19 protein-coding genes and 4 pseudogenes are annotated in these 21,255 nt (G+C 60.2%); 8 read left to right on the top strand and 15 right to left on the bottom strand.

The genetic code is table 11. The features are described from left to right. Nucleotides 1-7: 7 nt before the first annotated feature. Nucleotides 8-745, top strand: coding sequence for an IS21-like element helper ATPase IstB (istB, locus tag AT984_RS12345; protein ID WP_058719889.1), 738 nt, complete (start codon nucleotides 8-10; stop codon nucleotides 743-745). Between the two features lie 234 nt (nucleotides 746-979). On the opposite strand, the gene AT984_RS12340 is transcribed toward istB, so the two are convergent. The 8 genes from AT984_RS12340 to cydP all read right to left on the bottom strand — a co-directional run bounded on the left by AT984_RS12340 (nucleotide 980) and on the right by cydP (nucleotide 9,304). Next, nucleotides 980-2,106, bottom strand: a protein-coding gene (locus AT984_RS12340) for an IS3 family transposase (RefSeq protein WP_442952143.1) whose coding sequence is annotated in 2 segments (ribosomal slippage) — nucleotides 980-1,863 and nucleotides 1,863-2,106 — 1,128 coding nt in all. Because the reading frame shifts where the segments join, the coding sequence is not laid out codon by codon here. Continuing rightward, a complete protein-coding gene (locus AT984_RS12330; RefSeq protein WP_156422009.1) occupies nucleotides 2,084-3,628 on the bottom strand; it encodes a hypothetical protein in 1,545 nt (514 codons plus the stop codon). Before AT984_RS12330 ends, AT984_RS12340 begins: the two co-directional genes overlap by 23 nt. Before the next feature lie 1,456 nt (nucleotides 3,629-5,084). Beyond that, nucleotides 5,085-5,495 carry a hypothetical protein gene (locus AT984_RS12315; protein WP_156422008.1) on the bottom strand — a complete coding sequence of 137 codons (411 nt, stop codon included), beginning with the start codon at nucleotides 5,493-5,495 and terminating at the stop codon, nucleotides 5,085-5,087. 90 nt (nucleotides 5,496-5,585) lie between these two features. Continuing rightward, the gene (gene cydX / locus AT984_RS22515) at nucleotides 5,586-5,711 is read right to left on the bottom strand and encodes a cytochrome bd-I oxidase subunit CydX (protein WP_082679994.1); all 126 of its coding nucleotides are present in this window, start codon (nucleotides 5,709-5,711) and stop codon (nucleotides 5,586-5,588) included. Between the two features lie 15 nt (nucleotides 5,712-5,726). Continuing rightward, nucleotides 5,727-6,341 carry a ubiquinol-cytochrome c reductase iron-sulfur subunit gene (gene petA / locus AT984_RS12310; RefSeq protein ID WP_058720347.1) on the bottom strand — a complete coding sequence of 205 codons (615 nt, stop codon included), beginning with the start codon at nucleotides 6,339-6,341 and terminating at the stop codon, nucleotides 5,727-5,729. Nucleotides 6,342-6,415: 74 nt separating this feature from the next. Then, the gene (cydB, locus tag AT984_RS12305) at nucleotides 6,416-7,558 is read right to left on the bottom strand and encodes a cytochrome d ubiquinol oxidase subunit II (protein ID WP_058720346.1); all 1,143 of its coding nucleotides are present in this window, start codon (nucleotides 7,556-7,558) and stop codon (nucleotides 6,416-6,418) included. 10 nt (nucleotides 7,559-7,568) lie between these two features. Then, nucleotides 7,569-9,125 (bottom strand): cytochrome ubiquinol oxidase subunit I, encoded by a 1,557-nt coding sequence (locus AT984_RS12300; RefSeq protein WP_058720345.1) that lies wholly within the window; start codon nucleotides 9,123-9,125, stop codon nucleotides 7,569-7,571. Beyond that, complete coding sequence (cydP, locus tag AT984_RS23975) at nucleotides 9,122-9,304, bottom strand: cytochrome oxidase putative small subunit CydP (protein WP_442952185.1); 183 nt, start codon at nucleotides 9,302-9,304, stop codon at nucleotides 9,122-9,124. Before cydP ends, AT984_RS12300 begins: the two co-directional genes overlap by 4 nt. 292 nt (nucleotides 9,305-9,596) lie before the next feature. Between cydP and AT984_RS12295 the strand changes: the two genes are divergently transcribed. From AT984_RS12295 to AT984_RS12285, 3 genes are all read left to right on the top strand, one after another. Then, the gene (locus AT984_RS12295) at nucleotides 9,597-10,877 is read left to right on the top strand and encodes a sigma-54 interaction domain-containing protein (RefSeq protein WP_082680341.1); all 1,281 of its coding nucleotides are present in this window, start codon (nucleotides 9,597-9,599) and stop codon (nucleotides 10,875-10,877) included. 319 nt (nucleotides 10,878-11,196) lie between these two features. Continuing rightward, nucleotides 11,197-11,553, top strand: a complete 357-nt coding sequence (locus AT984_RS12290; RefSeq protein WP_058720343.1) for an ArsR/SmtB family transcription factor — start codon at nucleotides 11,197-11,199, stop codon at nucleotides 11,551-11,553. A 151-nt stretch (nucleotides 11,554-11,704) separates the two neighbouring features. Continuing rightward, the gene (locus AT984_RS12285) at nucleotides 11,705-12,541 is read left to right on the top strand and encodes a TlpA disulfide reductase family protein (RefSeq protein WP_058720342.1); all 837 of its coding nucleotides are present in this window, start codon (nucleotides 11,705-11,707) and stop codon (nucleotides 12,539-12,541) included. A 238-nt stretch (nucleotides 12,542-12,779) separates the two neighbouring features. Here the strand turns inward: AT984_RS12285 and AT984_RS12280 are convergent, their stop codons facing one another. After that, entirely contained in the window at nucleotides 12,780-13,730 is a 951-nt protein-coding gene (locus tag AT984_RS12280; protein ID WP_058720341.1) for an IS481 family transposase, read from the bottom strand. A 465-nt stretch (nucleotides 13,731-14,195) separates the two neighbouring features. On the opposite strand from AT984_RS12280, the gene AT984_RS22510 reads away from it, so the two are divergent. From AT984_RS22510 to AT984_RS22980, 3 genes and pseudogenes are all read left to right on the top strand, one after another. Next, on the top strand, nucleotides 14,196-14,660 hold the full coding sequence (locus tag AT984_RS22510) for a LexA family protein (protein WP_082680340.1): 465 nt from the start codon (nucleotides 14,196-14,198) through the stop codon (nucleotides 14,658-14,660). 20 nt (nucleotides 14,661-14,680) lie between these two features. Next, nucleotides 14,681-14,932, top strand: a pseudogene (locus AT984_RS22505) (Y-family DNA polymerase); the annotation flags it as partial. Beyond that, nucleotides 14,916-15,050: pseudogene (locus tag AT984_RS22980) on the top strand (integrase core domain-containing protein); the annotation flags it as partial. The pseudogenes AT984_RS22505 and AT984_RS22980, both read left to right, overlap by 17 nt. Here AT984_RS22980 and AT984_RS23530 read toward each other — a convergent pair. The 3 genes and pseudogenes from AT984_RS23530 to AT984_RS22970 form a co-directional block, all read right to left on the bottom strand. Further along, nucleotides 15,042-15,487, bottom strand: a pseudogene (locus tag AT984_RS23530) (IS3 family transposase); the annotation flags it as partial. The pseudogenes AT984_RS22980 and AT984_RS23530 overlap by 9 nt on opposite strands. A 190-nt stretch (nucleotides 15,488-15,677) precedes the next feature. Then, entirely contained in the window at nucleotides 15,678-15,995 is a 318-nt protein-coding gene (locus AT984_RS23970) for an SPL family radical SAM protein (RefSeq protein WP_058720338.1), read from the bottom strand. A gap of 118 nt (nucleotides 15,996-16,113) precedes the next feature. Next, the gene (locus tag AT984_RS22970) at nucleotides 16,114-16,452 is read right to left on the bottom strand and encodes a hypothetical protein (RefSeq protein WP_058720337.1); all 339 of its coding nucleotides are present in this window, start codon (nucleotides 16,450-16,452) and stop codon (nucleotides 16,114-16,116) included. 239 nt (nucleotides 16,453-16,691) lie between these two features. Between AT984_RS22970 and AT984_RS12255 the strand changes: the two are divergent. Beyond that, nucleotides 16,692-17,627: pseudogene (locus tag AT984_RS12255) on the top strand (PA0069 family radical SAM protein); the annotation flags it as partial. 67 nt (nucleotides 17,628-17,694) lie between these two features. On the opposite strand, the gene AT984_RS12250 reads toward AT984_RS12255, so the two are convergent. The 3 genes from AT984_RS12250 to dnaJ form a co-directional block, all read right to left on the bottom strand. After that, on the bottom strand, nucleotides 17,695-18,024 hold the full coding sequence (locus tag AT984_RS12250) for a hypothetical protein (protein WP_058720336.1): 330 nt from the start codon (nucleotides 18,022-18,024) through the stop codon (nucleotides 17,695-17,697). Nucleotides 18,025-18,211: 187 nt separating this feature from the next. Beyond that, complete coding sequence (locus tag AT984_RS12245; protein ID WP_082679992.1) at nucleotides 18,212-19,831, bottom strand: response regulator; 1,620 nt, start codon at nucleotides 19,829-19,831, stop codon at nucleotides 18,212-18,214. A gap of 264 nt (nucleotides 19,832-20,095) precedes the next feature. Continuing rightward, entirely contained in the window at nucleotides 20,096-21,244 is a 1,149-nt protein-coding gene (gene dnaJ / locus AT984_RS12235; RefSeq protein WP_058720334.1) for a molecular chaperone DnaJ, read from the bottom strand. Nucleotides 21,245-21,255 lie beyond the last annotated feature (11 nt).

Raw genomic sequence — 21,255 nt, 5'->3', positions numbered from 1 at the left:
AATCAACATGCTCAACGAACACACACTGCAACAACTCAGAACGCTGCGCCTAGACGGCATGGCAGCAGCCCTGACGGATCCTGCCAACCAGATCCACGTTGCCGAACTCCCCTTTGACCAACGCCTTGCGTTGCTGGTACAGCGGGAGCTGGACTGGCGCGACGGCAAACGCCAGGAGCGGCTGCTCAAAGCCGCCCGGCTGAAGGTCTCCACAGCCTGCCTGGAAGACATCGATTGGCGCAGCAACCGCGGACTCAGCCGCGACACCATCCAAACACTGGCTGGCGGAGACTGGCTACGCCACGGGCATAACGTTTTACTCACAGGTGCCACCGGTTGCGGCAAAACCTGGCTGTCCTGCGCGCTGGGCCAGCAAGCTGCACGATTGGGCTTCTCGGTTTACTACGCCCGCGCCCCGCGCCTGCTGGAGGAACTGCATGTGGCGCACGGGGACGGCAGCTTCACCCGTCGGCTGGCTCAACTGGCCAAACTGGACCTACTGATTCTTGACGACTTTGCCATTGCCCCCATTGCCGCACACGAGCGCAATGACCTGCTGGAGTTGCTGGATGACCGCGTGGGCAGCCGCGCCACACTCATCACCAGCCAATTGCCGGTGACGGCCTGGCACACCTGGCTGGATGATCCCACCTTGGCTGACGCCATCCTGGACCGCATCGTGCATGGCTCACACAAACTGGCCCTCAAAGGGGAGTCCATGAGGAAGCTGGCCAACGGGCGTTGATGCCCCTGCGCCACCCGGCCACTAAACGCTCATCTGAGGTCTGTGCGTTACCATCCCCGCCGTCACTCAGGATCCCAGTCCGGGGTGTCCGCCATCGCGTGGAACACTGTCCGCGATGAGCGTGGAATCGGTGTCCGCGATCAATGGAATACGCACTTGGCAGCCGAGTCGGGTTCGGGCACATTGACCTGCCCCCTCCCGCCGTAGCAGCCATGCGGAAGTCCGGGTTGAAGGTTACTTGATCTCGTTGCGTGTAGCCGGTGGCGCCTGGTTCTTGGTGCGGTTGCGCTGCGCGAACTCGGCCGGCGGTATCCGACCCAGGCTGCTGTGCGGCCTCACCTCGTTGTAGTCCTGCCGCCAGATGGCGACCTCCGAGCGCGCCTGCGGCAGCGTCTGGAACCAGTGCTCGTTCAAGCACTCGTCGCGGAACTTGCCGTTGAAGCTCTCGATGTAGCCGTTCTGCATGGGCCGCCCTGGCTGGATGAGGATGTGCCGCACGTCGTGAGCTTGCGCCCAAGCGATGAAGGCCCGGCAGGTGAACTCCGGCCCGTTGTCGGTTCTCACCGCCGCAGGGTAGCCCCTGAAGATCGCGGCCCGGTCCAGCAACCGCGTCACGTACTGGCCCGAGATGCCGTAGTCCACTGCGATGTCCACACACTCGTGCGTGAAGTCGTCGGCCACAGTCAGGCACTTGATACGCCGGCCATTGGCCAGGCTGTCGGAAACGAAGTCCATGCTCCACACCTCATTGACTCGGGTCGGCACGGTGAGCGGCACGCGCTCGCTGGCTGCCCGTCTGATCTTCTTGCGCTTTCGCACCGCCAACTGCGCCTGGCTGTACAACCGATAGACGCGCTTGTGATTGACGCCTGGGAACTGTGGGCGCAGCAGGTCATGGATGCGGCGATAGCCGAAGCGGCGCCGCACCTGTGCGATCTCGACGATCTTGGCGCTGAGTTGCTGCGTGGCCTCATCGACCACGGGCGGGTTGCGATAGCTGTCTCTGGAGAGCCCCACCAGGCGGCACGCGCGGCGTTCGGACAGATGGTGCTGGGCAATCATCTGGGTCGCCGCGTCGCGCCTGACCTGCGGGGCTAGGGCTTTACGCCGAAGACGTCCTTGAGCGCGTGGATGTCCAGGTGGGCCTCTGCCAGCAGGCGCTTGAGCTTGGCGTTCTCGCCTTCGAGCTCGCGCAGTCGCTTGGCATCCGTGGCCTGCATGCCGCCGTACTTGGCCCGCCACTTGTAGAACGTGGCGTCGCTGAAGCCGCCTTGCCGGCACAGCTCCTTGATCGGCATGCCGGCCTCGGCCTGCTTCAGGAACCCAATGATTTGTTCCTCAGTGAATCTGCTCTTCTTCATGTCCATCATTCTCCTGGTTGATGGACTTCCTCTCCATTACGCTGGTACGGCTGGGAGGGTGCAGGTCAATGACACCCGACGCCGCGCGTGCGACATTGATGAGGCAGTCGGCGGCGAAGCGACGCAGGAGGACGTGCATTTCGCGGCCGAGCGCGATTTCTCGTAGCACCGGGACATGACGCCCGACAACTTCTGGCACTTCCTGGGCTGCTCGTGCCAATGCGATGAGCAGCCACTGCTGCGCGTGTAGCGAGTAAAAGAACAGGGACTGGTCGGCGAATGGGCCTGAAACTGGATTTCCCAACCGCCCCACTAGTGCATCAAGTGTTTGAATCTGCCCGAAGCCGCTGAGATTCCGAACCACATGAGCAGCTTCCCAACGAATCGAGGCCTCAGGTGACGCCAATGCGGCCCAAACGTAGCCGGCAACGTTCGCTTCGAGAGTCGCGTCAGGACTCAGCGCTGGCTTCCAAGGACCGTCACCGTCGGTTGGCCGCATGGCGCTATCGAGAAGTTCAAGTCCATACGCAAGCGCAGTTTGGGACTCGCTCAGCGTCATTGTCTCGGAGAGTAGATTAACAACCCTGAAGAGATTCTGGGTGTCTAGCACCACATGCGACTTGCCGATTGCGTCAAGTGCAAGCGCACAAAGCTCAGGTCGCGAGTACCCCGACAGATGGCTGGCCAAATCAAGTGGCAATCGTTCATAAAACGTACCCGGAGCCATGTCGAGACAATGTGTCGCTACGACACCTCCTATCAACGAGCGCAGCGCCGGCCTGACTGAGATTCGAGTGAGCCACTCCTCGGGAATCGCTGAAAGCACTCTGCGGTAGTCCCAAAGGTCCAACTCGGTGAAGGACTCCAGCGCAGCGACTATCGCAGCCTCTTCCCCCGGTTGCACGTGATCAAGCGCCCGAGTCAAGAACTCGGAGGCGTTGTTTCGTTCGGATTGCGCCCTGTAGTTTGCGTACGCCGCCCGCAGATCAACGTGGTCATGCAGTTTGCGCAGTCCAAACACGCGACTCCAGTCAGGGCTAGCCTCAGGTTTGGCAGCATGAGTAACTGCAGGCTCTTCCCGGGCGCCTTTTGGGTTTGCAGCAGACTGGCGCTGGGTTTCGCGCGCAATCTCAGCTTCGACATCGTTGAGAGCCAATCCGTTTGCGACAGTCACCTTCCTGATCGCTAGCCACGCCTCAAGTGTGGGGGACTCCAGTCGAACCTTGTCAAGATAGAACTCTGCAGCCTTCGCCTTGTCTGATGGCCTTTCCAGACTGTCAAGAATCAGGGAGAGGTGAGGCGCATAGTCCCAGTCGGCCCGAAAACCAATCATCGACAGTCCGATCCACGGATTCAGGCTCCCAGACCTAAGAAGATGCTTGACCGTAACGGGCAACAGGCGTCGCCAACGACCAAAGCGACGATCTCTCCAGCGGCTAAGAATCGCAACGGCCGAGTTCGGGCAAAGCGATATAACTGCCTCGACGCTTCTTTCCCAATCAAAGTGCTTGTCTCGGTCCACATAGTCGTAGATCAGCTCAGCCGCACGTGCCGTCCGATACGCGAGCTCGCCTTGAGGATGAGCTGTACCTTCTGCTGCAAACCCTGGCTGACCGCTTGACCACGTCCACAGACGGTCGAAGGCCGACCGTCTGCAAGACGGAAATCATGGCAAGCGCTAAGCCAACGACTCGAATGCCAGCTGTCGCGATGGCATCGATGTCCGAGAAGCGGCCAAGGTCGGCGAGCCGCCACGCACCTGCTTTTGCTGACTCATTTCATCGTTCCTCGCTCTGATTTCATCACGAGCTAAGAACTCCGTTTTTTGGGGACAAGGTCAGTAGTACTCGCCTACATCAATCACCTCTTCGCCGGCCTCAACGGTCTGGCCGCCTCCGCCCTCCTGCGATGAAGGTCCTTCAATCGACACCGCTACAAGGTCTGAACTGAGGGACAAAAGCCCCAGACACCTCTGCGCGGCCCACAGGTAATGGAACTGATCTCCATCTCGACTTGATCGGACGAGTTCGCTGTCACTCATTTTTCATCGCCCGGGCTGCGAACGGCGGGATTCGTCGGCTGGGTCGGCCAAGCGCGCGGTCATTGCCATGCTGTTAGCCTGGAAGGTGTCTGAAATGTAACTGCCGAAAATAGGGCCGGCCGCCAGTCGCATGTACTCGGCTGCATCCATGTCTGCGCGGAGCTTGTCGCTGGTAGCCCGGAGTGGGCGGTCGAGGTTTTCTATCATGGGGGGCGGAGTAGTCTCGCAACGGGGCGGGCATCTGGCCACAGGATTACATGTGGCGGGACGATTCTCGCCGGTTTACCTGGCGTACTGGCTCGTCGCTCGCATCGAACTACAGAATCCGGCGCAACTCGATCAGCGTGTCAAGCTACTACTCGCCTTCATCTTTCAGCTAACGATTGAATTGCTCCTCGGCCATGTCCGCTGCGATAACAGAGTTGCCTTCTAGGATTCGAGTGGCGACGGCGATGTGCGACCAATCGACCAGTCTCGTATGCCGCGTTCCAGTCTTAAGCCGGTGCTCGCGAAGGTAGGCTTAGCGCACCCGCCGACTTACAGGATGACGTCATCAAATGACAGGTGTCAGCCTAATGCCGAAATTAGCTGGACTTCGGGTATGCAGCGGCAGCCGCCATTCACGGTACGAGGCTCAATGTCTCCGATCAGCCTTGCAGCCGGCCACCACTGTCGGGATCGCGCCCATTGCGTGTCTTCGTGCGTCCTCGTTGAATTCACGCGGCCGGCCAGAAGCTGACAGCCGCGGACGACCGCTTCCAGGAAGTCCCATGGTGCATCTGAACATGCGTTGGCTCTCTGCCCCGCGCCTGTTTGCGCTGCGCAGCAATCGTTCGCGAGACCCCTACCTTAGACGCAACAGTTCCAAACTTGTGCAGATCGAGAGCGCCTTGAGGTTGATTGCCGATGGTGTTCAGCCGCAACCTACCGATGAACTTCACTCATAGGGTCTTTGCATCGCGCAGGCGAAGTAGTCGTGACGCTCAACCTCCCGCAGCAGATCCCATTGGAGATGACGTTCAATGAACGGATCCAATTCGGCGAAAAGCGTGAAGGCATAAATCGCCTTCTCCAGCGTTTGAAGATCAATCAAGCGCCATATCTTATCCCTTGGCGATCTGGAGAATGTCTGGCAAGTCCTCTCATTTGCAAACACCAACGCCTGGGTCGGTGAAACGGCGAGCGTTACCAAGCAGTCTGGGTCGAGGAAGTCCCTTACCCTGCCGACCGGATAGTTCGAGGTCAGGTATCCCTTTGCATCGTCTCGCGTGATCTCAATGCACTTCTTTTGCATCAGCGCGACCGCATCAGGCAAGTGCCCAAAGCCACCCTGGCTTAACCAACTCATTCATTCCACCCATCGGCGACATACGCGGCTTCGAGCTCAGACTCGGGCCGTGAACGGCAGCTTTGCCCTGGCCTTGGCTTTGTGTCTTGCTCATGGTGTCGGCGTTTGGACGTCGTCGGCTTGCCTCCGTTCCTCGGCCAACTCTCCCCACATTGCGTTCATCACGGCCAGCAGTACAGCGAAGCCGACGCCGAGCATCCAGGCGAAATACCACATGGTGCAGTTCCTTTCTCAGGCGCTATCGCCGATGACAAGCCGCGTTGCGCTCAAAAAGCGGTGCGGCGGAATTTCGAGATTGCTTGGCGCGGGTTTGTTCTTGAACACCCGGCCAGCTAGATCAAAAGTAGAACCATGACAGGGGCAAAAGAAGCCCCCAGGCCAGTCCGCATCAACATTGGGGTTGCCCGAGCCGGCAGCCACAGCCGTCGGCGAGCAGCCCAGGTGCGTGCAAATGCCGATGGCCACGAAGACCTCGGGGTGAAGTGAGCGGCCGGCGTTGCGCAAGGGCTCGGGCAAGTCGTCTCGCCGCGAATCCGGATCAGCCAGTTGAGTCTTCAGGTTCGCCAAGCTGGCCAGCATGGCCGGCGTGCGTCGCACCAGCCAGACCGGTTTGCCGCGCCATTCAACGGTCTTCATCGACCCTGGCGCCAAGTCGTCGATGTCTACCTCAACCGCGGCACCTTGCGCTTTAGCGCGTTCGCTGGGCGCGAAGCTAGCCACAAAGGGCAGGGCGGTGGCAACGACGGCAACACCCCCAGCTGCGCCGGTGGCAAGCAACCAATGGCGCCGCTCGCTATCGTCGGCAAGTTCGGCCGGCATCGTGGTGGAGAGCTTGTGAGTATTCATGCGGGACTCCTGGTGGGGCGTTCTTCAAGGCTTGCAGCGCAGATTGCGCCGTACAAGCCTTCGAAACAAAAAGTTCAATATGCGCTGTGGCTATTGGCTCGAATGTGAGCCACCGTCACCTTGCCGCGCATCACACGGTAGGCCCAACTGGTGTAGATCACGATCAAGGGCATGAAGATCAGCGTGGCCCAGAACATGATGCTCAGTGTGAGGTGGCTGGATACGCTGTCCCAGACGGTCAGGCTCGCCGCAGGCATGCTGGATGAGGGCATGAGGAAGGGGAACATGGCGCCCCCGGCAGTGCCGATCACGCCGGCTAAAGCCAGGGACGAGACCACAAAGGCAGACAGGGTCCGCCCAGCATGCAGCAGCGCGGTGGCCAGCAACGGGCCAGCAAGACCCAAGGCCGGCAATGTCCACAGCGCAGGCCAAAGCCGGTAGTTGCCCCACCAGGCATCGGCGCTCCGCACCACGGTCTTGGCCAAGGGATCGGGCAAAGCAGAGGGATCAATCACCGAGGTGATCACGTAGCCCTCGATGCCACCAAAGCGCAGCCACAAACCAGCCGCCAAGAATGCCAAGACCATGAACAAGGCCGCGCCGCTGGCGCTGCGCTTGGCGCGGGCCTGAATCTCGCCTTCGGTTCGATGGGCCAGATAGATGCCGCCGTGCATGGTGATCATTGCACTCGAAACCACGCCGGCCAGCAGCGCAAAGGGATTGAGCAATTGCCAGAAGCTTCCGCTATAGGTGGACACCAGATAGTCGTCGAACTCAAATGGCACGCCTTGCAGCAAGTTACCGAAAGCCACGCCGAAGATCAGCGGTGGCACGCTGCCTCCGACAAACAAGCCCCAGTCCCAGGTTTTGCGCCAAGTGCTGTTTTGGATCTTGCTGCGATAGTCAAAACCGACCGGTCGGAAGAACAGGGCCCACAGCACCAGTAGCATGGCCCAATAGAAGCCGCTGAAAGCCGTCGCATAGACCAGCGGCCAGGCGGCAAAGATGGCGCCGCCGCCGGTGATGAACCAGACCTGGTTGCCGTCCCAATGCGGTCCAACGGTGTTGATGACGACACGGCGCTCCTCATCGCCGCGCCCGACGAAGGGCAGCAACGTGCCAACGCCCATATCGTGCCCGTCCATCACGGCAAAGCCGATCAGCAGCACGCCGACCAAGAGCCACCAAATCAGCTTGAGAGTGGGGTAATCCATCATGACGCTCTCCTCAGGCGTGAGTCGGTTCGAATTGGTAGCGGCCAGTGCCCAAGCTACCCGGCCCCTGCCGAGCGAACTTGATCATCAGATAGACCTCGATGATCAGCAGCACGGTGTAAAACCCAACGAAGCCAGCCAGCGAGCCGTACAGGCTCTGAACGCTGAGCGTCGACACACTCAGATGGGTGGGCAGTACGCCGTAGATGGTCCAAGGCTGGCGACCGTACTCGGCCACAAACCAGCCCAGCTCGCAGGCAATCCACGGCGCAGGCAACATCAGCACGGCCCAGCGCAGCAGCCAGGGACGGGCACGGCATTCGCTCTTCAGGGTGCTCCAAAAAGCTAAGCCGAAGAGCAGCAACATGGCAAAACCTAAGCCAACCATGATGCGAAAGCTCCAGAACATGGGCGTTACTCGCGGCACGGTGTCGTTCATGGCCTTGTCAATCATGGCCGGCGTGGCTTGGCTGACGTCACGGGTGTATTTCTTCAGCAGCAGGCCGAAGCCGAGGTCACCCTTGGTGAGTTCGAGTGTTTGGCGTGCCTGGAGGTCGTCGCGGTGCTTGCGCAGCGTTTCCAGCGCGATCACGGCACTGATGCCATTCACAATGCGTTCGCGATTGCGGGCTTTGATGTCATGGATGCCGGGGATCTGCTTGCTGAGCGAGCGGGTGCCGATCATGCCCATCACATAAGGCACTTCGAGTGCCCAGTCGTTCTTTTGCTCGGCTTCGTTGATGCCTGCGATCACATTGAAGCTGGCCGGCGCAGTCTCGGTTTCCCACATGGCCTCCATGGCCGCCATCTTGGTCTGCTGGGCCTCGCCAACGGTGTAGCCGCTTTCATCGCCAAGCACGATGACCGAACAAACGCTGGCCAGCCCGAAAGCAGCTGCAACACGGAAACTGCGCTTCGCAAACTCAACATCGCGTCCGCGCAGCAAGTACCAACTGGAGATGGACAGCACAAACATGGCACCGGTCACATAGCCGGCCGACACCGTATGCACGAACTTGGCTTGCGCATCGGGGTTGAAAACGATGGCCCAGAAATCCACCATCTCCATGCGCATGGTCTGCCAGTTGAACTCAGCGCCGACAGGGTTTTGCATCCAACCGTTAGCGATCAAAATCCACAGTGCCGATAGATTTGTGCCGACTGCCATCAAGGTAGTGACCAATAGATGCTGAGTCTTGCTGAGGCGATCCCAGCCGAAGAAGAACAGGCCGATGAAGGTGCTTTCGAGGAAGAAGGCCATGAGGCCTTCAATAGCCAATGGCGCGCCGAAGATGTCGCCGACGTAGTGCGAGTAGTAGGCCCAGTTGGTACCGAACTGGAATTCGAGCGTGATGCCGGTGGTGACGCCAAGGGCGAAGTTGATGCCAAAGAGCTTGCCCCAGAAACGGGTCATATCCTTCCACACTGCCTTGCCGGTCATCACGTAGACCGTCTCCATGATCACCAGCAGCCAAACCATGCCCAGGGTCAATGGCACGAACAGGAAGTGGTACATCGCAGTGGCGGCGAACTGCAGCCGAGAGAGATCGACGAGTTGTTCAGAAATCATGGCTGAGCTCCAGAAGCGGGAAATGCGGAAGCAGCAGTTCCAGCTAGGTGAGCAGCAGTACGCTGTGGATCAGTTGCGACCCGAAGCGGGCGCACGAAAAGGCCCCAAATCAGCAACAGTGCCAACAACTTGATGGCAATTGCTAGGGCGAGGTGATGGGTCAATGACTGGTGCTTCATGCCTTCCCATTCGCAAGTGCCATGCCACCCCATCGCCTCGTGGAAAAGCCCGCTCACAGAGAGTGCTTTACCCATAGAGGCGCATCGTGGGATCAAGCGCTTCTGCCAGAATTGCTGAATTGACAACTGCCACAAATGGCAGTTAACTGACATTTGTGGCACTTGATCGGTCGACGTCCGGGTCGAGCGCAAAGACAGTTGCTGCCAACTCAGGGAGAACGCCATAGACAAGTTCACTACGCCAACGGTGCCGGCAGGTGCGCCATTCGAGTTGCTGTCTTTTTTGGAAGAGATGCCCGAGCCACATATCCTGCTCGACGATCAATACCGCATCGTGGCGGCCAATCTGGCCTACCGACAGCGCTTCAGCCCCCACAACTCGGTGATCGGCCGTCACTGTTATGAGGTCTCGCATGGCATCAGCGTGCCCTGTGACCAAGCCGGTGAGTCCTGTCCATTGGCCCGTGCGCGCACCAGTGGCCGCCGCGAGCGTGTATTGCATCTGCACCATACGCCGCAAGGCGAAGCCTATGTGAACATTGAGCTGTCACCCCTGCGAGATGCCAGCGGGCGGCAGGTCTACTTTGCTGAAAAGATGGAGTCGCTGCCGGTGGCGCGCGGTGTGCCTGCGTCCGAGGGCTTGGTGGGGCGTTCACCGTCGTTTCAGCACATGCTGGGCTTGGTCGCACGGGTTGGCCCCTCGCCAGCCAGTGTGCTGCTGCTCGGTGAATCTGGTACCGGCAAGGAGCTGGTGGCCCGCGCGGTTCACGACGCCAGCGTGCGGGCGGCCAAGCCCCTGGTTGTGGTCGATTGCGCCAGCCTGCCCGATGCCCTTTTCGAGAGTGAGTTGTTCGGTCACGAAAAGGGGGCCTTCACCGGCGCCCATGGCGTCAAGGCGGGCCTGGTCGAGGCGGCAAGCGGCGGCACCTTGTTCCTCGATGAGGTGGGCGATATTCCACTGACCATGCAGGTCAAACTGCTGCGCTTTCTGGAGAGTGGCACCTATCGCCGCGTCGGCAGCACCGACTTGCGACACGCTGATGTGCGCTTGGTTTCGGCCACTCACCGTGACCTCGCCGCGATGGTGGCTGATGGGCGCTTTCGGCAGGATCTGTTCTACCGGCTCAGCACCTTTCCTATCCATTTGCCACCGCTGCGCGAGCGGGGGGCAGACATTCCCTTGCTGGCGGAGTCATTGCTAGCCCGTGTTGCTGCCGGCCGCAAGCTAGTTTTAGGACCCGGGGCACAGCGTGTGCTGGCTGACTACGCTTTCCCAGGCAATGTGCGAGAGTTGCGCAATGTGCTGGAGCGCGCAGCGCTACTCAGTGACGGTGAGCAAATCGATGCGCTCACCATTCTGGCTGCCTTGCAAGTGGGCGCAACTGCTGGCGGCGGTTCGTGTTGCGCGCCGCAAGCGGCAACTAATGGTCGCAAGCTGCGTCAGCTCGAAGACGAGACCCTACGCGCCGCCTTACAGCGGCATGGCGGTAGCCGCGACGACCTAGCGGCAGAGCTGGGCGTCAGCGTTCGAACGCTGTACCGGCGGCTAGCTAGATTGGACGCTGACTCCTGAGGTCTGGTGCGGGTATAGCCCTGGCTCAGCGCTTGATCAAGGAGTGTCGCTGTCCCGTTTACGTTGTCCGAAAGTCGGCCAGTACACCTCGGGCGTTTACCGACCGATGGCGTGCGTCAAGGCGGTGTGGGCCCTGCTTGGCATGGTCGAGCAATGCAACATCGAAGTGAATCTTCGGCATGCTCCTGGAGGAGTCAACGGCCGAGGCCGCAGTGTTAACAAGGGGTTTTACAAATTCAAGTGAGCACTCAATAGCTCCCTGGCAGCTATATCGGTGAATGCAAATACAATGATGCGCCGACCAGAACAACAGAAAATCATGGATCCGCGCAAAACCGAAGACAAGGTTTTTGAATCGGTTGCTGAACTGTTTTCACTCCTGTCCACACCGATTCGGCTGAAGATCATCAGCGCGGTCTGCCATGGCGAGAAGAATGTTTCCGAGTTGTTGAGCGAAATTGACACCACACAGCCGAATATGTCGCAGCACCTGTCGACGCTGTACCGCAGTGGCGTGCTGTCCAAACGCCGTGAAGGCACCCAAATTTATTACAAACTGCAAAGCGACCGGGTCGCCACGCTGTGCCGGGCGGTCTGCACCCAAGTGGCGGCCGAACTCGACCCTGAGACCGAAATTGACACCAAGGAACGCTTGATGCCGGCTGTAGCTCGCTAAAGGCAAGGCCAGGCCTTGTTTGATTGCTGCAGCAAAGCCGCTAGCTTGCTCAGGTTCATTGCCTACAGGCTCTTTGCTTTGCCTGCGCCGGGAAGGGGAGAAGAGCATCTGCTCCGCTGCCGATACGAAGCCAAACTGAACTGAAAGCTCCATGCAATCCGTCGCACTCGGTCTCCTGGCGATTCCACTTTCGCCAGTGTTGATACTGCTGGCCGCGCTACTTGCGCTCGGGATAACTCAGTTGCTGCTGCGGCGTCAGGCGGACGGGCCAAGTCTGCGCAAGTTGGCTGGCGACGCGCTTCTGAACTCGGCCTTCTTCGGGTTGTTGTTGGCTCGCCTGGCTTACGTGGCCCAACATGCACAGGCCTATTTGGCCAACCCTTGGGCATTGCTCGACATTCGCGATGGTGGATGGAACGCCATGGTTGGATGGTTTGCCGCGGCGGCCGTTCTGCTCTGGATTGGGCGTCGACAAGCTAACTTGAGGCCCACACTTGCGGCCGCTGCTCTGGCTGCGGCAACTTTCTGGCTGACTGCAACCGGCTTCATTCAAGCCCCCCGGCCGGACCGGCCAAGCGAGGGCCTGTTCCAAGCCCTGGATGGCGGGCCTGCAAAGAGCCTTGTCCAAGCAGCGCAGGGCAAGCCGATGGTGCTGAATCTCTGGGCTAGTTGGTGTGGCCCTTGCCGGCAAGAAATGCCACTACTGGCTCAGGTCCAAGTAAAGCATCCTGAGCTGAGCTTTGTTTTCGTCAACCAGGGGGAGTCGGCCAGCGCGGTGCAGACCTATCTTGCTTCGCAGCGTTTTGCCTTGAACGGCGTGCTGCTAGACCCCGCCTCTGCATTGGGACCCGCTTTGGGTTCACGAGGCCTGCCCACCACCATCTTTTACGACGCAAACGGCCACTTGGTCGATGCGCATATGGGCGTACTGAACGCGGCGGCCTTGAACATAGCTCTGCGAAAAATTCAGAACCAGGGCCGCCGCTAGGTGTGAGCTCTTCGCAATGTCAAGATGGCTTGGCCAGGCCGAACCGAGGTGGCCGGGACATTGCCCCGCACAAGTGGCGCCGGATCATCCTGCGCACTAAAGCCGAAGTGGAGTCGGGTTAAGGCGCTGCTATGCCCCACTTCGTCTAGCACGCATGCTTTGGCATGGGGTCACCTCCAGGGTTGCGGTATACGCAAGAACGCGCCTGTCAGTGGTACAGACGGTAGTGCAGGTTCATCTAGTTGTGAAGAGTCAAGACGTTGTTGCCTGAATCAGGAAGACGGGACATGGGCGGGCGGCATCCAATGCCGTGATGCGGTCGATGCCAGTTGTAGTGATGAATCCATCGCGCCAGCGCGCTGGTTCTGTCGCGGGAGTGCTGGTAGGTCTGGCTGTACGCCCACTCTCGCAGTGCCGATTGAATGAACCGCTCGGCCTTGCCGTTTGTTTGTGGACGGTAGGCCCGCGTGAAGCGATGTTTGATGTTCAACTCAGCGCAGGCCTGCTTGAAGTCCTTCGACCTGAACGGCGAGCCGTTGTCCGTGAGAAGCGCTCGCACCGTGACACCCAGCCCCGCGTAGTAGCTCACTGAAGCCTGCAGGAAGGCCACTGCGCTGCTCTTGCGCTCATCGGGGTGAATCTGCGTGAACCCGATGCGGGCGTGGTCATCCACGGCCACAAACAAGACTTCCCAGCCTGCGCCGCCGAACGTGTCTGCGCGGTTGCCGGTTACGCGATGACTGGGTCGCTCAATACGCCCGAGCTTCTTGGTATCGATGTGCAGCAGGTCGCCAGGCGCTTCATGTTCATAGCGCACGACAGGCTCAGGCGGACGTAGATCGCTGAGCTTGGACAGGCCGGCTCGTCTGAGGACGCGGCTGACGGTGGCCTTGGAAACGGTCAGGCTGGAGGCAATGCTTGCTTGCAGCATGAACTTGCGGCGCAACTCAACGATGGCAAGCGCCTTGCCCGGCTCAATCGCTCTGGGCGACTTCTGCGGCCTTGAGGACTTGTCGACCAGGGCGACTTCGCCTTGAGCAAGGTAGCGCCCAAGCCACTTGCGGGTCGTCATCTCGCTGACACCATGAGCCTTTGCGGCTTGCGCCACAGTTTGGCCTCTCAATGTGATGTCCTGAACCATTTCGATTCGACGCACGTAGGTCAATCGGGCATTCTTATGAATGTTCATCTGGGTTGTCCTCCTGAGCTGACTGGGGGTTTGGCGATTTCCAGTCTCTCAGAACCAGTCCGGGTGAACACCCGATACAACCTATTGGAACTTCACATCTAGTTCACTCGCTGCGAGTTTTTTGCGAGGATGGTCAGACTTGTCTGAATAGGCGGCCGATCTGGAACAAAGCCAGCAAGACCACAAGCGCAGTAATCGCTGCCGCAATGGCAAGCACCTGCTGAATCGGCATCGGTGGCGCCAGAAGACCTTTCGATTTGACGCGCGCCGATTGAGGGCTTTTTAACGTCCTGAAAGCTGACGCTGGTCAACGACCGCTTGCCGACGGGGCGAAGGACTCAAGAAGCCCCGCCGGGCGACTGCTCCGGGCACATTGTTGACATTGGTGGCCTCGCCACCTTGCAGTCCCCTTTGCGGCGACAGGCTAAAAGTCTCAAAAGTGTCCAGCAGGCGTACACTGTATTTATGTACAGTATTCCGCAAGCGCCATCCTCGATAGATTGCCCACAAGCACCAATTGCCGTTGTCGCCTTAGATGGCGCATGGGTGAAGGGCCTTCTCGGCTCAGTCCAAGCCGGCTTTCCTTCGCCCGCAGAGGACCATGGTGTTGAGCGCATTGACCTCAACAAAGAGCTCATCAAGCACCCACAGGCCACGTTCATGATGCGCGTGCGTGGGGCATCCATGCGTGAAGCTGGTATCGACGATGGTGATGTGGTGCTCGTAGACCGTGCTATCAAACCTTCTCATGGGCATGTCGTGGTCGCCGTTGTAGATGGCGAGTTCACTGTTAAGCGACTCTGGAAGCGAGGCAGCAACCTGAAGCTCCAAGCAGCCAATCCGACTTACCCGGACATCCTCCCCCGTGACGGCCAAACGGTCGAAGTTTGGGGTGTCGTCACGACGGCCATCAAGTCGATGCGTGTCTAAGATCAGCGTGCGGAAAGTCTATGTTTGCGCTTGTCGACGGCAACAACTTCTATGTCTCATGCGAACGAGTTTTCAGGCCGTCCCTTGTCGGCCGGCCCGTCGTAGTCCTATCCAACAATGATGGCTGCGCCATTGCGCGCTCAAACGAGGCCAAAGCCCTTGGCGTGCGAATGGGCCACCCTTGGTTTCAATGCAAGGACTTCGAGCGAGACCATGGCCTGGTTGCCCTGAGTGCAAACTTTGCGCTTTATGGAGACATGTCTGACAGGATGGGCGCAAGCTCACGACGTGCGGCACATCCTCATCCAGCCAGGGCGGCCCATGTAGAACGGCTACATCGAGAGCTTCAACGGCAAGTTCCGCGACGAGTGCTTGAACGAGCACTGGTTCCTTGCCCACTCGATGTCCACGCGCAACCAGCTCCTTGGCCATGCGAGGCCAGCCGTACTCCTGACCCACTTCGCCATGGACTGCGCGGATGTGGGTCAGCACCGCTTCATCGCTCAAACGCGGCGTGGCGGCCTTGCTGGGCCTTCTGGCGGCCTTGGCCTTCTGGTGTTCGAAATAGCCGCTCACGCTCACATCCAGGACCTTGCAGCTCAGGCTAACCGGCCACTGAGTCTTCATTTCTTGAATCCAGGCGTACCTTGCAGAAGATCCTGCGCAAAGTACGCCGCCGCTTTTTTTGCGATGTCTCGCTCCATCGTCATCCGAGCCAATTCGGCCCTCAAGCGCGCTAACTCCATCTGCTCAGGCGTCACAGGCTTGTCGCCGGCTCCGCTCAACTTCCCGTCCTCGCTGAGCCGTACCCAGTTGCTCAGACTGGCCACTCTGAACCTTTGTGCAATCATTTCTGCGAACAGGCCTGACCCTTTAATTCGTGTTCCGAACCGAGGCTCATAGTCTTTGCCGCCGCTCGATTGGGCCACCAAGCTCATGAAATGTGCCGCCTTGAGGGGGCGTGCGCTTCAAGCCATTCCACGAAGAGTTCTCTGACCTCGCCCGGCAATCGAAGCATTACATAGCTAGCGTGTCGAACTCCTGCGCCGAAGGCAAACTCCAAAATTCGTTCGAGACCACAGTCAGTCCAAGGATGACTGGTGACGTAAACACGCGCACAGGTATGCCGGCAGACGCTAGTGCATTGATTGCATCAAGTCTTCGTGCAGGCGTGGGTGCGCGCGGCTCCATCTTCCTAGCCAGTGCCGAGTCGAGTGTGGCGATCGAGATGTTCACCAACGTTTGCTGCCTATTTGCCATTTCAGCCAGGATGTCGATGTAGCGAACGACCAGCGCAGACTTTGTCCTAATGCTTACGGGCGCGTGAAAGCCCATAGAACTTCAAGCATGGCACGCGTGATTTGGTGCTTTCGCTCAATGGGTTGGTAAGGGTCAGTGTTCGCGCCGAGAGCGATGGTGGCGGGCACGTAGCCAGCGCGGCTAAGATCTTCGCTTAGGACATGTGATGCATTCTCTTTAGCGAAGATCTTTGTTTCAAAGTCAACGCCAGCCGAAAGGCCGAGATAGGCGTGACTTGGCCGTGCATAGCAGCAAATGCAGCCATGCTCACAGCTAGATAAGGATTGACGGACTGCTCGAATTCGATATCGGGCGAGGCATTTCTGCTGATGGTCGAGCGCGCGCGATGAGGCGTGATGATCGTTTTTGGCCCGGAGCACGATTCTTCATCAACCGTATCCCCGATCCACCCGTCGTCCTCAATGTTCCTCGATGCAGCGAGGTACTTCGATTCGTGATTGGAGCCCGCGCCGCGGCCCTTCACAAAGGTCAATGGGAAAGTGCGTGACGAGGACATTGATCGGGTAGGTTGGATCGCGACGAGAACGGTCGGTCGATGTTTTGACAAGCGAACATGCTGTATTCGCAAACAGAGAAATGCGCTGCCAATCAAGTCGAACGAGGCTTGTTCGCTCACAGATTCCCATGAGGTGCTTCGTGCACTCGATTGAAAATTTCTCTTTGTAAATCAACCGACTAGCCTTTTCATGGGGTGGTCCGTTCCGTTGACATTTTGACCTTTCCATTAATCCCTATCGGGGCTGTGAGCATGGCTGCGTTTACTGCTTCGCTCGGCCCACGCACAGCTATCTGAATCTGTCGCCGGGGCTGGACTTCGAGACGCGCATCATCGCCAAAGTGAATGCCGCCGAACGGCTGCGCGCCGAGTTCGCGCGGCCCAGTTACCGGCCGCAGCTGCTCTGCCTCGGGGCAGCCACCGATGCCTACCAGCCCATCGAGCGCAAGCTGCGTATCACGCGGGGGTTGATCGAGGTGCTGAGCGAACATCGCCATCCCGTGTCCATCGTTACTAAGTCCGCTGGCATTGAACGCGACCTCGATTTGCTGGCCCCGATGGCAAAGGCCGGCCTGGTGTCGGTCTATGTCTCGGTGACGACGCTGGACGGGCACCTCGCGCGCACCTTGGAGCCGCGTGCTGCCGCGCCGCAGCGGCGTTTGCAGCTGATCAAGACCTTGGCCGAGGCGGGCGTGCCGGTGGGGGTGAGCGTGTCGCCGCTGATCCCCTTTCTCAACGAACCGGAACTGGAGCGCATTCTGGAAGCCGCCGCCGCGCTCGGCGCACGGACCGCTTTCAGCATCCCGCTGCGCTTACCCTGGGAGGTCAACCCCTTGTTTCAGGATTGGTTGCAGCAGCATGTGCCGGACAAGGCCGCCCGCGTCATGGCGCGGGTGCGCGAGATGCGTGAGGGTCGTGATAACGACAGCCGTTTTGGCCAGCGCATGCGCGGTGTGGGCTTGTGGGCTGACTTGATGCATCAGCGCATGAAGAAAGCCTGTGCCCGGCTGGGTCTGAACCGCGAACGCTTCGCTCTGGACCTGACGCAGTTTCAGCGCCCGCAAGCACTGCCGGGTATGTCTGTGCGAGAGCAGGTGGCGGGCCAATGCGAGCTCGACTCAGAAGCGCTGAGGCAAGGGCAGCTGTTCTGAGTTCGCAGCGTCGCGCTAGCTTTGGTCCCAGGCTTCACCGCCCCCGGGGAGGGCGCTGTCTTACCACTCAGGCCGCTGGCGTGCCCAGGCGGTCGCCAAACCGCGCGCGCAGGCGCTCGATGACCTCGTTGATCATGGCCATGGCTTGTTCTTCGCCCAGCGCCACCATGGCGCGATTCTGGTCGGAGTAATGCATCATCAGCAGGCCGCGCAGCTTGGCGAAGCTGGCGGGCTTGTCTTTGCCGCAGACGGCGGGCTCATTGGCCAGCACGCGTTCAATCACGCCGGGGTTCAGCAGCGGCACCTCGCACATCAGGGCCAGGGTGGCGATTTCCTGGTCGATTTCCTCAAAGTGCATGGACCAACGGCCGGTCTGGTAACTGGGTGTGGCGGACATCTGCGTACTCCTTGGCTGAAGTGGCTGGGCTCAGTGGCGACTGAACCTCAAGCATGTGGCCAAGCCAGTCTAGCGCCCCTTTGTGACGGCGCGGCTTGACAACCGTGGGGTCAAGCGGCCTATGCCTCGGTGCTGGGGCGCGCGGTGCCAGGCCCGGCTTGTTCAATGGCTCTTGTTCTGCGGACTCTTAAGTCCGCAGTGCCAAACCACCAGCGGCGCGGCTGCGGCTATTGCTGATGCCCAGCGGCAGCACGTAGAGCTCTTGCAGCTTGTTGATGCGTTCGGCCAAGGCCGGAGCGTCCTCAATTTTCTCGGCATGGCGCTTGAGCACCAGGGCGGCCATGTCGATCAGCTTGGCATTGCGGGTGGCTTCGCCTTGCTGGATCAGCAGCTCGACGCCGGTGCGGGCCGAGCCGCGCATGGAGTGGCGCATCGCCGTTTCGGCAATCTCGAAAATCTTGGTGTGGCAGGCCTGGAACTCGGCAGCAATGGCTTCGTTCTTCTCGGCCATGGCCACCAGCAGCTCGGTGCTGGACTTGGTGGTGCAAAAACGCAGGCCCAAGTTTTGCATCAAGGTGTCCATCTCATCGAGCTGAATGTCCTGCGCGGCTAGGCGCATCCACAAGCCCACCAGCAAGGTGGCGGCTTCCAGATTGAAGTCCTCATCGTCTTGCTCTGCGGCAAAGGCGCGCGAGAGTTCCAGGGCGTCGCCAATCTTGCGATCCTGCAACTTGCGCAAGGCTTGAAAGACCCGGTCGAAGCGTTGCAAGCGGCGGTCCTTGGGCTTGCGTTCCAGCTCTTGCACCAGCGCGTCCTGCGCGTATTTGAGACCCTTGGTGTCGCGCGCGTCGAAGCGCATAAAGCCGACCAGCATCAGGCTCAGCATGTCGAACAACTTAGAGCGCAGGCCGGTGGCCATGGTGCGCTCCAGCATCTTCAGGGCTTCCGCGCGCTCGCCGGCGTAAAAGGCCAGGCTGCCGCAGCTTTGCTGGCGCAACAGGCAGCCGGGCGTGAGCGAGGCAGCCATGCGGTAGGTGCGCAGGGCGCCGGCGATTTCGCCTTGCTCCATTTGCACCCGGCCCATGACGTCGTAGGAATCGGCGTAATCGGGGATCTCGCCGATCAAGGCTTCCAGCGTGCGGCGCGCGGCATTGGTATTGCCGGTGGCCAACTCGGTGCGGGCCACACCCAGCCGCGCCCAGGGCACGGTGCGGGCCTCAACGATGGCGTCGTAGAGTTTGCGGGCATCGTCATGGCGTGCGAGCCGCAGCATCAGCTCTGCTCCGATGCGGGCGGCATAAAGCCAGAACTCGGCGCGGGCATTGAAGCGTTTGAGGCAGTGATTGGCGGCACTCTCGAAGTCCTGCGCCTCGATGGCTTCAAAGATGTCTTTGAGCACTCGCTTGCGGTGGCGGGCATGGGTCAGTCGTTCTGACAGCGCGGCGCTGGTGTAGGGCTTGATCAGATAGCCGTCGAGCGCGGCCTCGGCAGCCTCCGCCACCTTGGCGTAGGTGGCTTCGCCGGTGACCATGACGAAGACGGTGGAGTAGGGCAGCAATTGCTCGCGGCGCAACTCATCCAGCAGGTCTTGGCCGGACATCTCGGTGCCGTCGAAGTGGTAGTCGCACAGCACGATGTCATAGGCCTTGTGCTCCAGAATCATGCGGGCGTCATGCACCCGGGTGGCTTGGCGCACAACGGCCACGCCCAGGTCCCGCAGCTGCGCCGAAAGCAGGCTGCGCGAGGTGGCGTTGCTGTCGATGATCAGGGCGCTGGCGCTCTGAATGCTGCTGTCCATCAGCGCCATAGGCGTTCCGGCGGGGCAGCGAGGGAGATTTTCATGAGCTTCTTCACTTCTGCGCTATCGGCTGCTTGGCGTAGGACTTGAATGCGGGCTTTCCCCGGCGGAATCCAACGGTGGCTGTGCGTGCTGCTGCGCGCATGAAAAACGCCCCGGCGTTTGGCGGCGGGGCGTTGGGTGCGCATGGGCAATGCACGGCTTTGGCTGAACTGAATCAGCCGGCGACAGCGCGACGCGGGTGAAGCCCGCAACGATCTGTCACCCTGGCCATCATTTGAAGATGTCCTTGACCCGATCGGTCCAGCTCTTGGCATTGGGCGAGTGGCGCTCGCCGCCGTCACGGAAGCTCTTGTCCAGCTCCTTCATCAGCTTGCGCTGATGTTCGGTCAGCTTGACCGGCGTTTCCACGCTGATGTGGCAGTAGAGGTCGCCGGGGTAGCTGCTGCGCACACCCTTGATGCCCTTACCGCGCAGGCGGAAGGTCTTGCCGTGCTGCGTGCCTTCGGGCAGCTCGATCTCGGCCTTGCCGCCAAGCGTCGGCACCTCGATGCTGCCGCCCAGGGTGGCGGTGGTCAGGCCCACCGGCATGGTGCAGTGCAGGTCGTCGCCATCGCGCTCGAAGATCTCGTGCTGCTTGATGCGGATCTCGATGTAGAGGTCGCCCGCTGGGCCGCCATTCACACCGGGCTCACCATTACCGGCCGAGCGGATGCGCATGCCTTCGTTGATGCCGGCCGGGATCTTGACTTCCAGCGTCTTGCTCTTCTTCACCTTGCCCTGGCCGTTACAGGCCGTGCAGGGGTCGGGAATGATCTTGCCGGTGCCATGGCAATGCGGGCAGGTCTGCTGCACCGAGAAAAAGCCCTGGCGCATGTGCACGGTGCCCGAGCCATTGCAGCTGCCGCAGCTCTTGGCCGTGGTGCCGGGTTTGGCGCCGGAGCCGCTGCAGACTTCGCAGCCTTCCCAGCTGGGGATGCGGATCTGCGATTCCTTGCCGCGTGCCGCCTCTTCCAGCGTGACTTCCATGGCGTAGCTGAGGTCATTGCCGCGATAGACCTGTTGGCCACCGCCGCGCCGGCCCGCACCACCGCCGCCACCGTTGAAGATGTCACCAAAGATGTCGCCAAAGGCCTCGGCAAAACCGCCAAAGCCTTCCGCGCCCGGGCCGCCACGCCCGCCCATATTCGGATCCACGCCGGCATGGCCGTACTGGTCGTAGGCGGCGCGCTTTTGCGGGTCGGAGAGCATCTCGTAAGCCTCTTTGGCTTCCTTGAATTGCTCCTCGGCCTTCTTGGCACCTTCACCCTGATTGCGGTCAGGGTGGTGCTTCATGGCCATCTTGCGATAGGCCTTTTTGATCTCTTCCTCGGTGGCGCCTTTGGCGACACCCAGGGATTCGTAATAGTCACGCTTTGCCATGGGGCGGTTCC

Origin of the sequence: Paucibacter sp. KCTC 42545 (genome assembly GCF_001477625.1) — a bacterium.
In the GTDB taxonomy this organism is placed as follows: domain Bacteria; phylum Pseudomonadota; class Gammaproteobacteria; order Burkholderiales; family Burkholderiaceae_C; genus Paucibacter_A.
The sequence above is the reverse complement of the archived record's forward strand: the minus strand, read 5'-3'. Positions and strand labels throughout refer to the sequence as shown.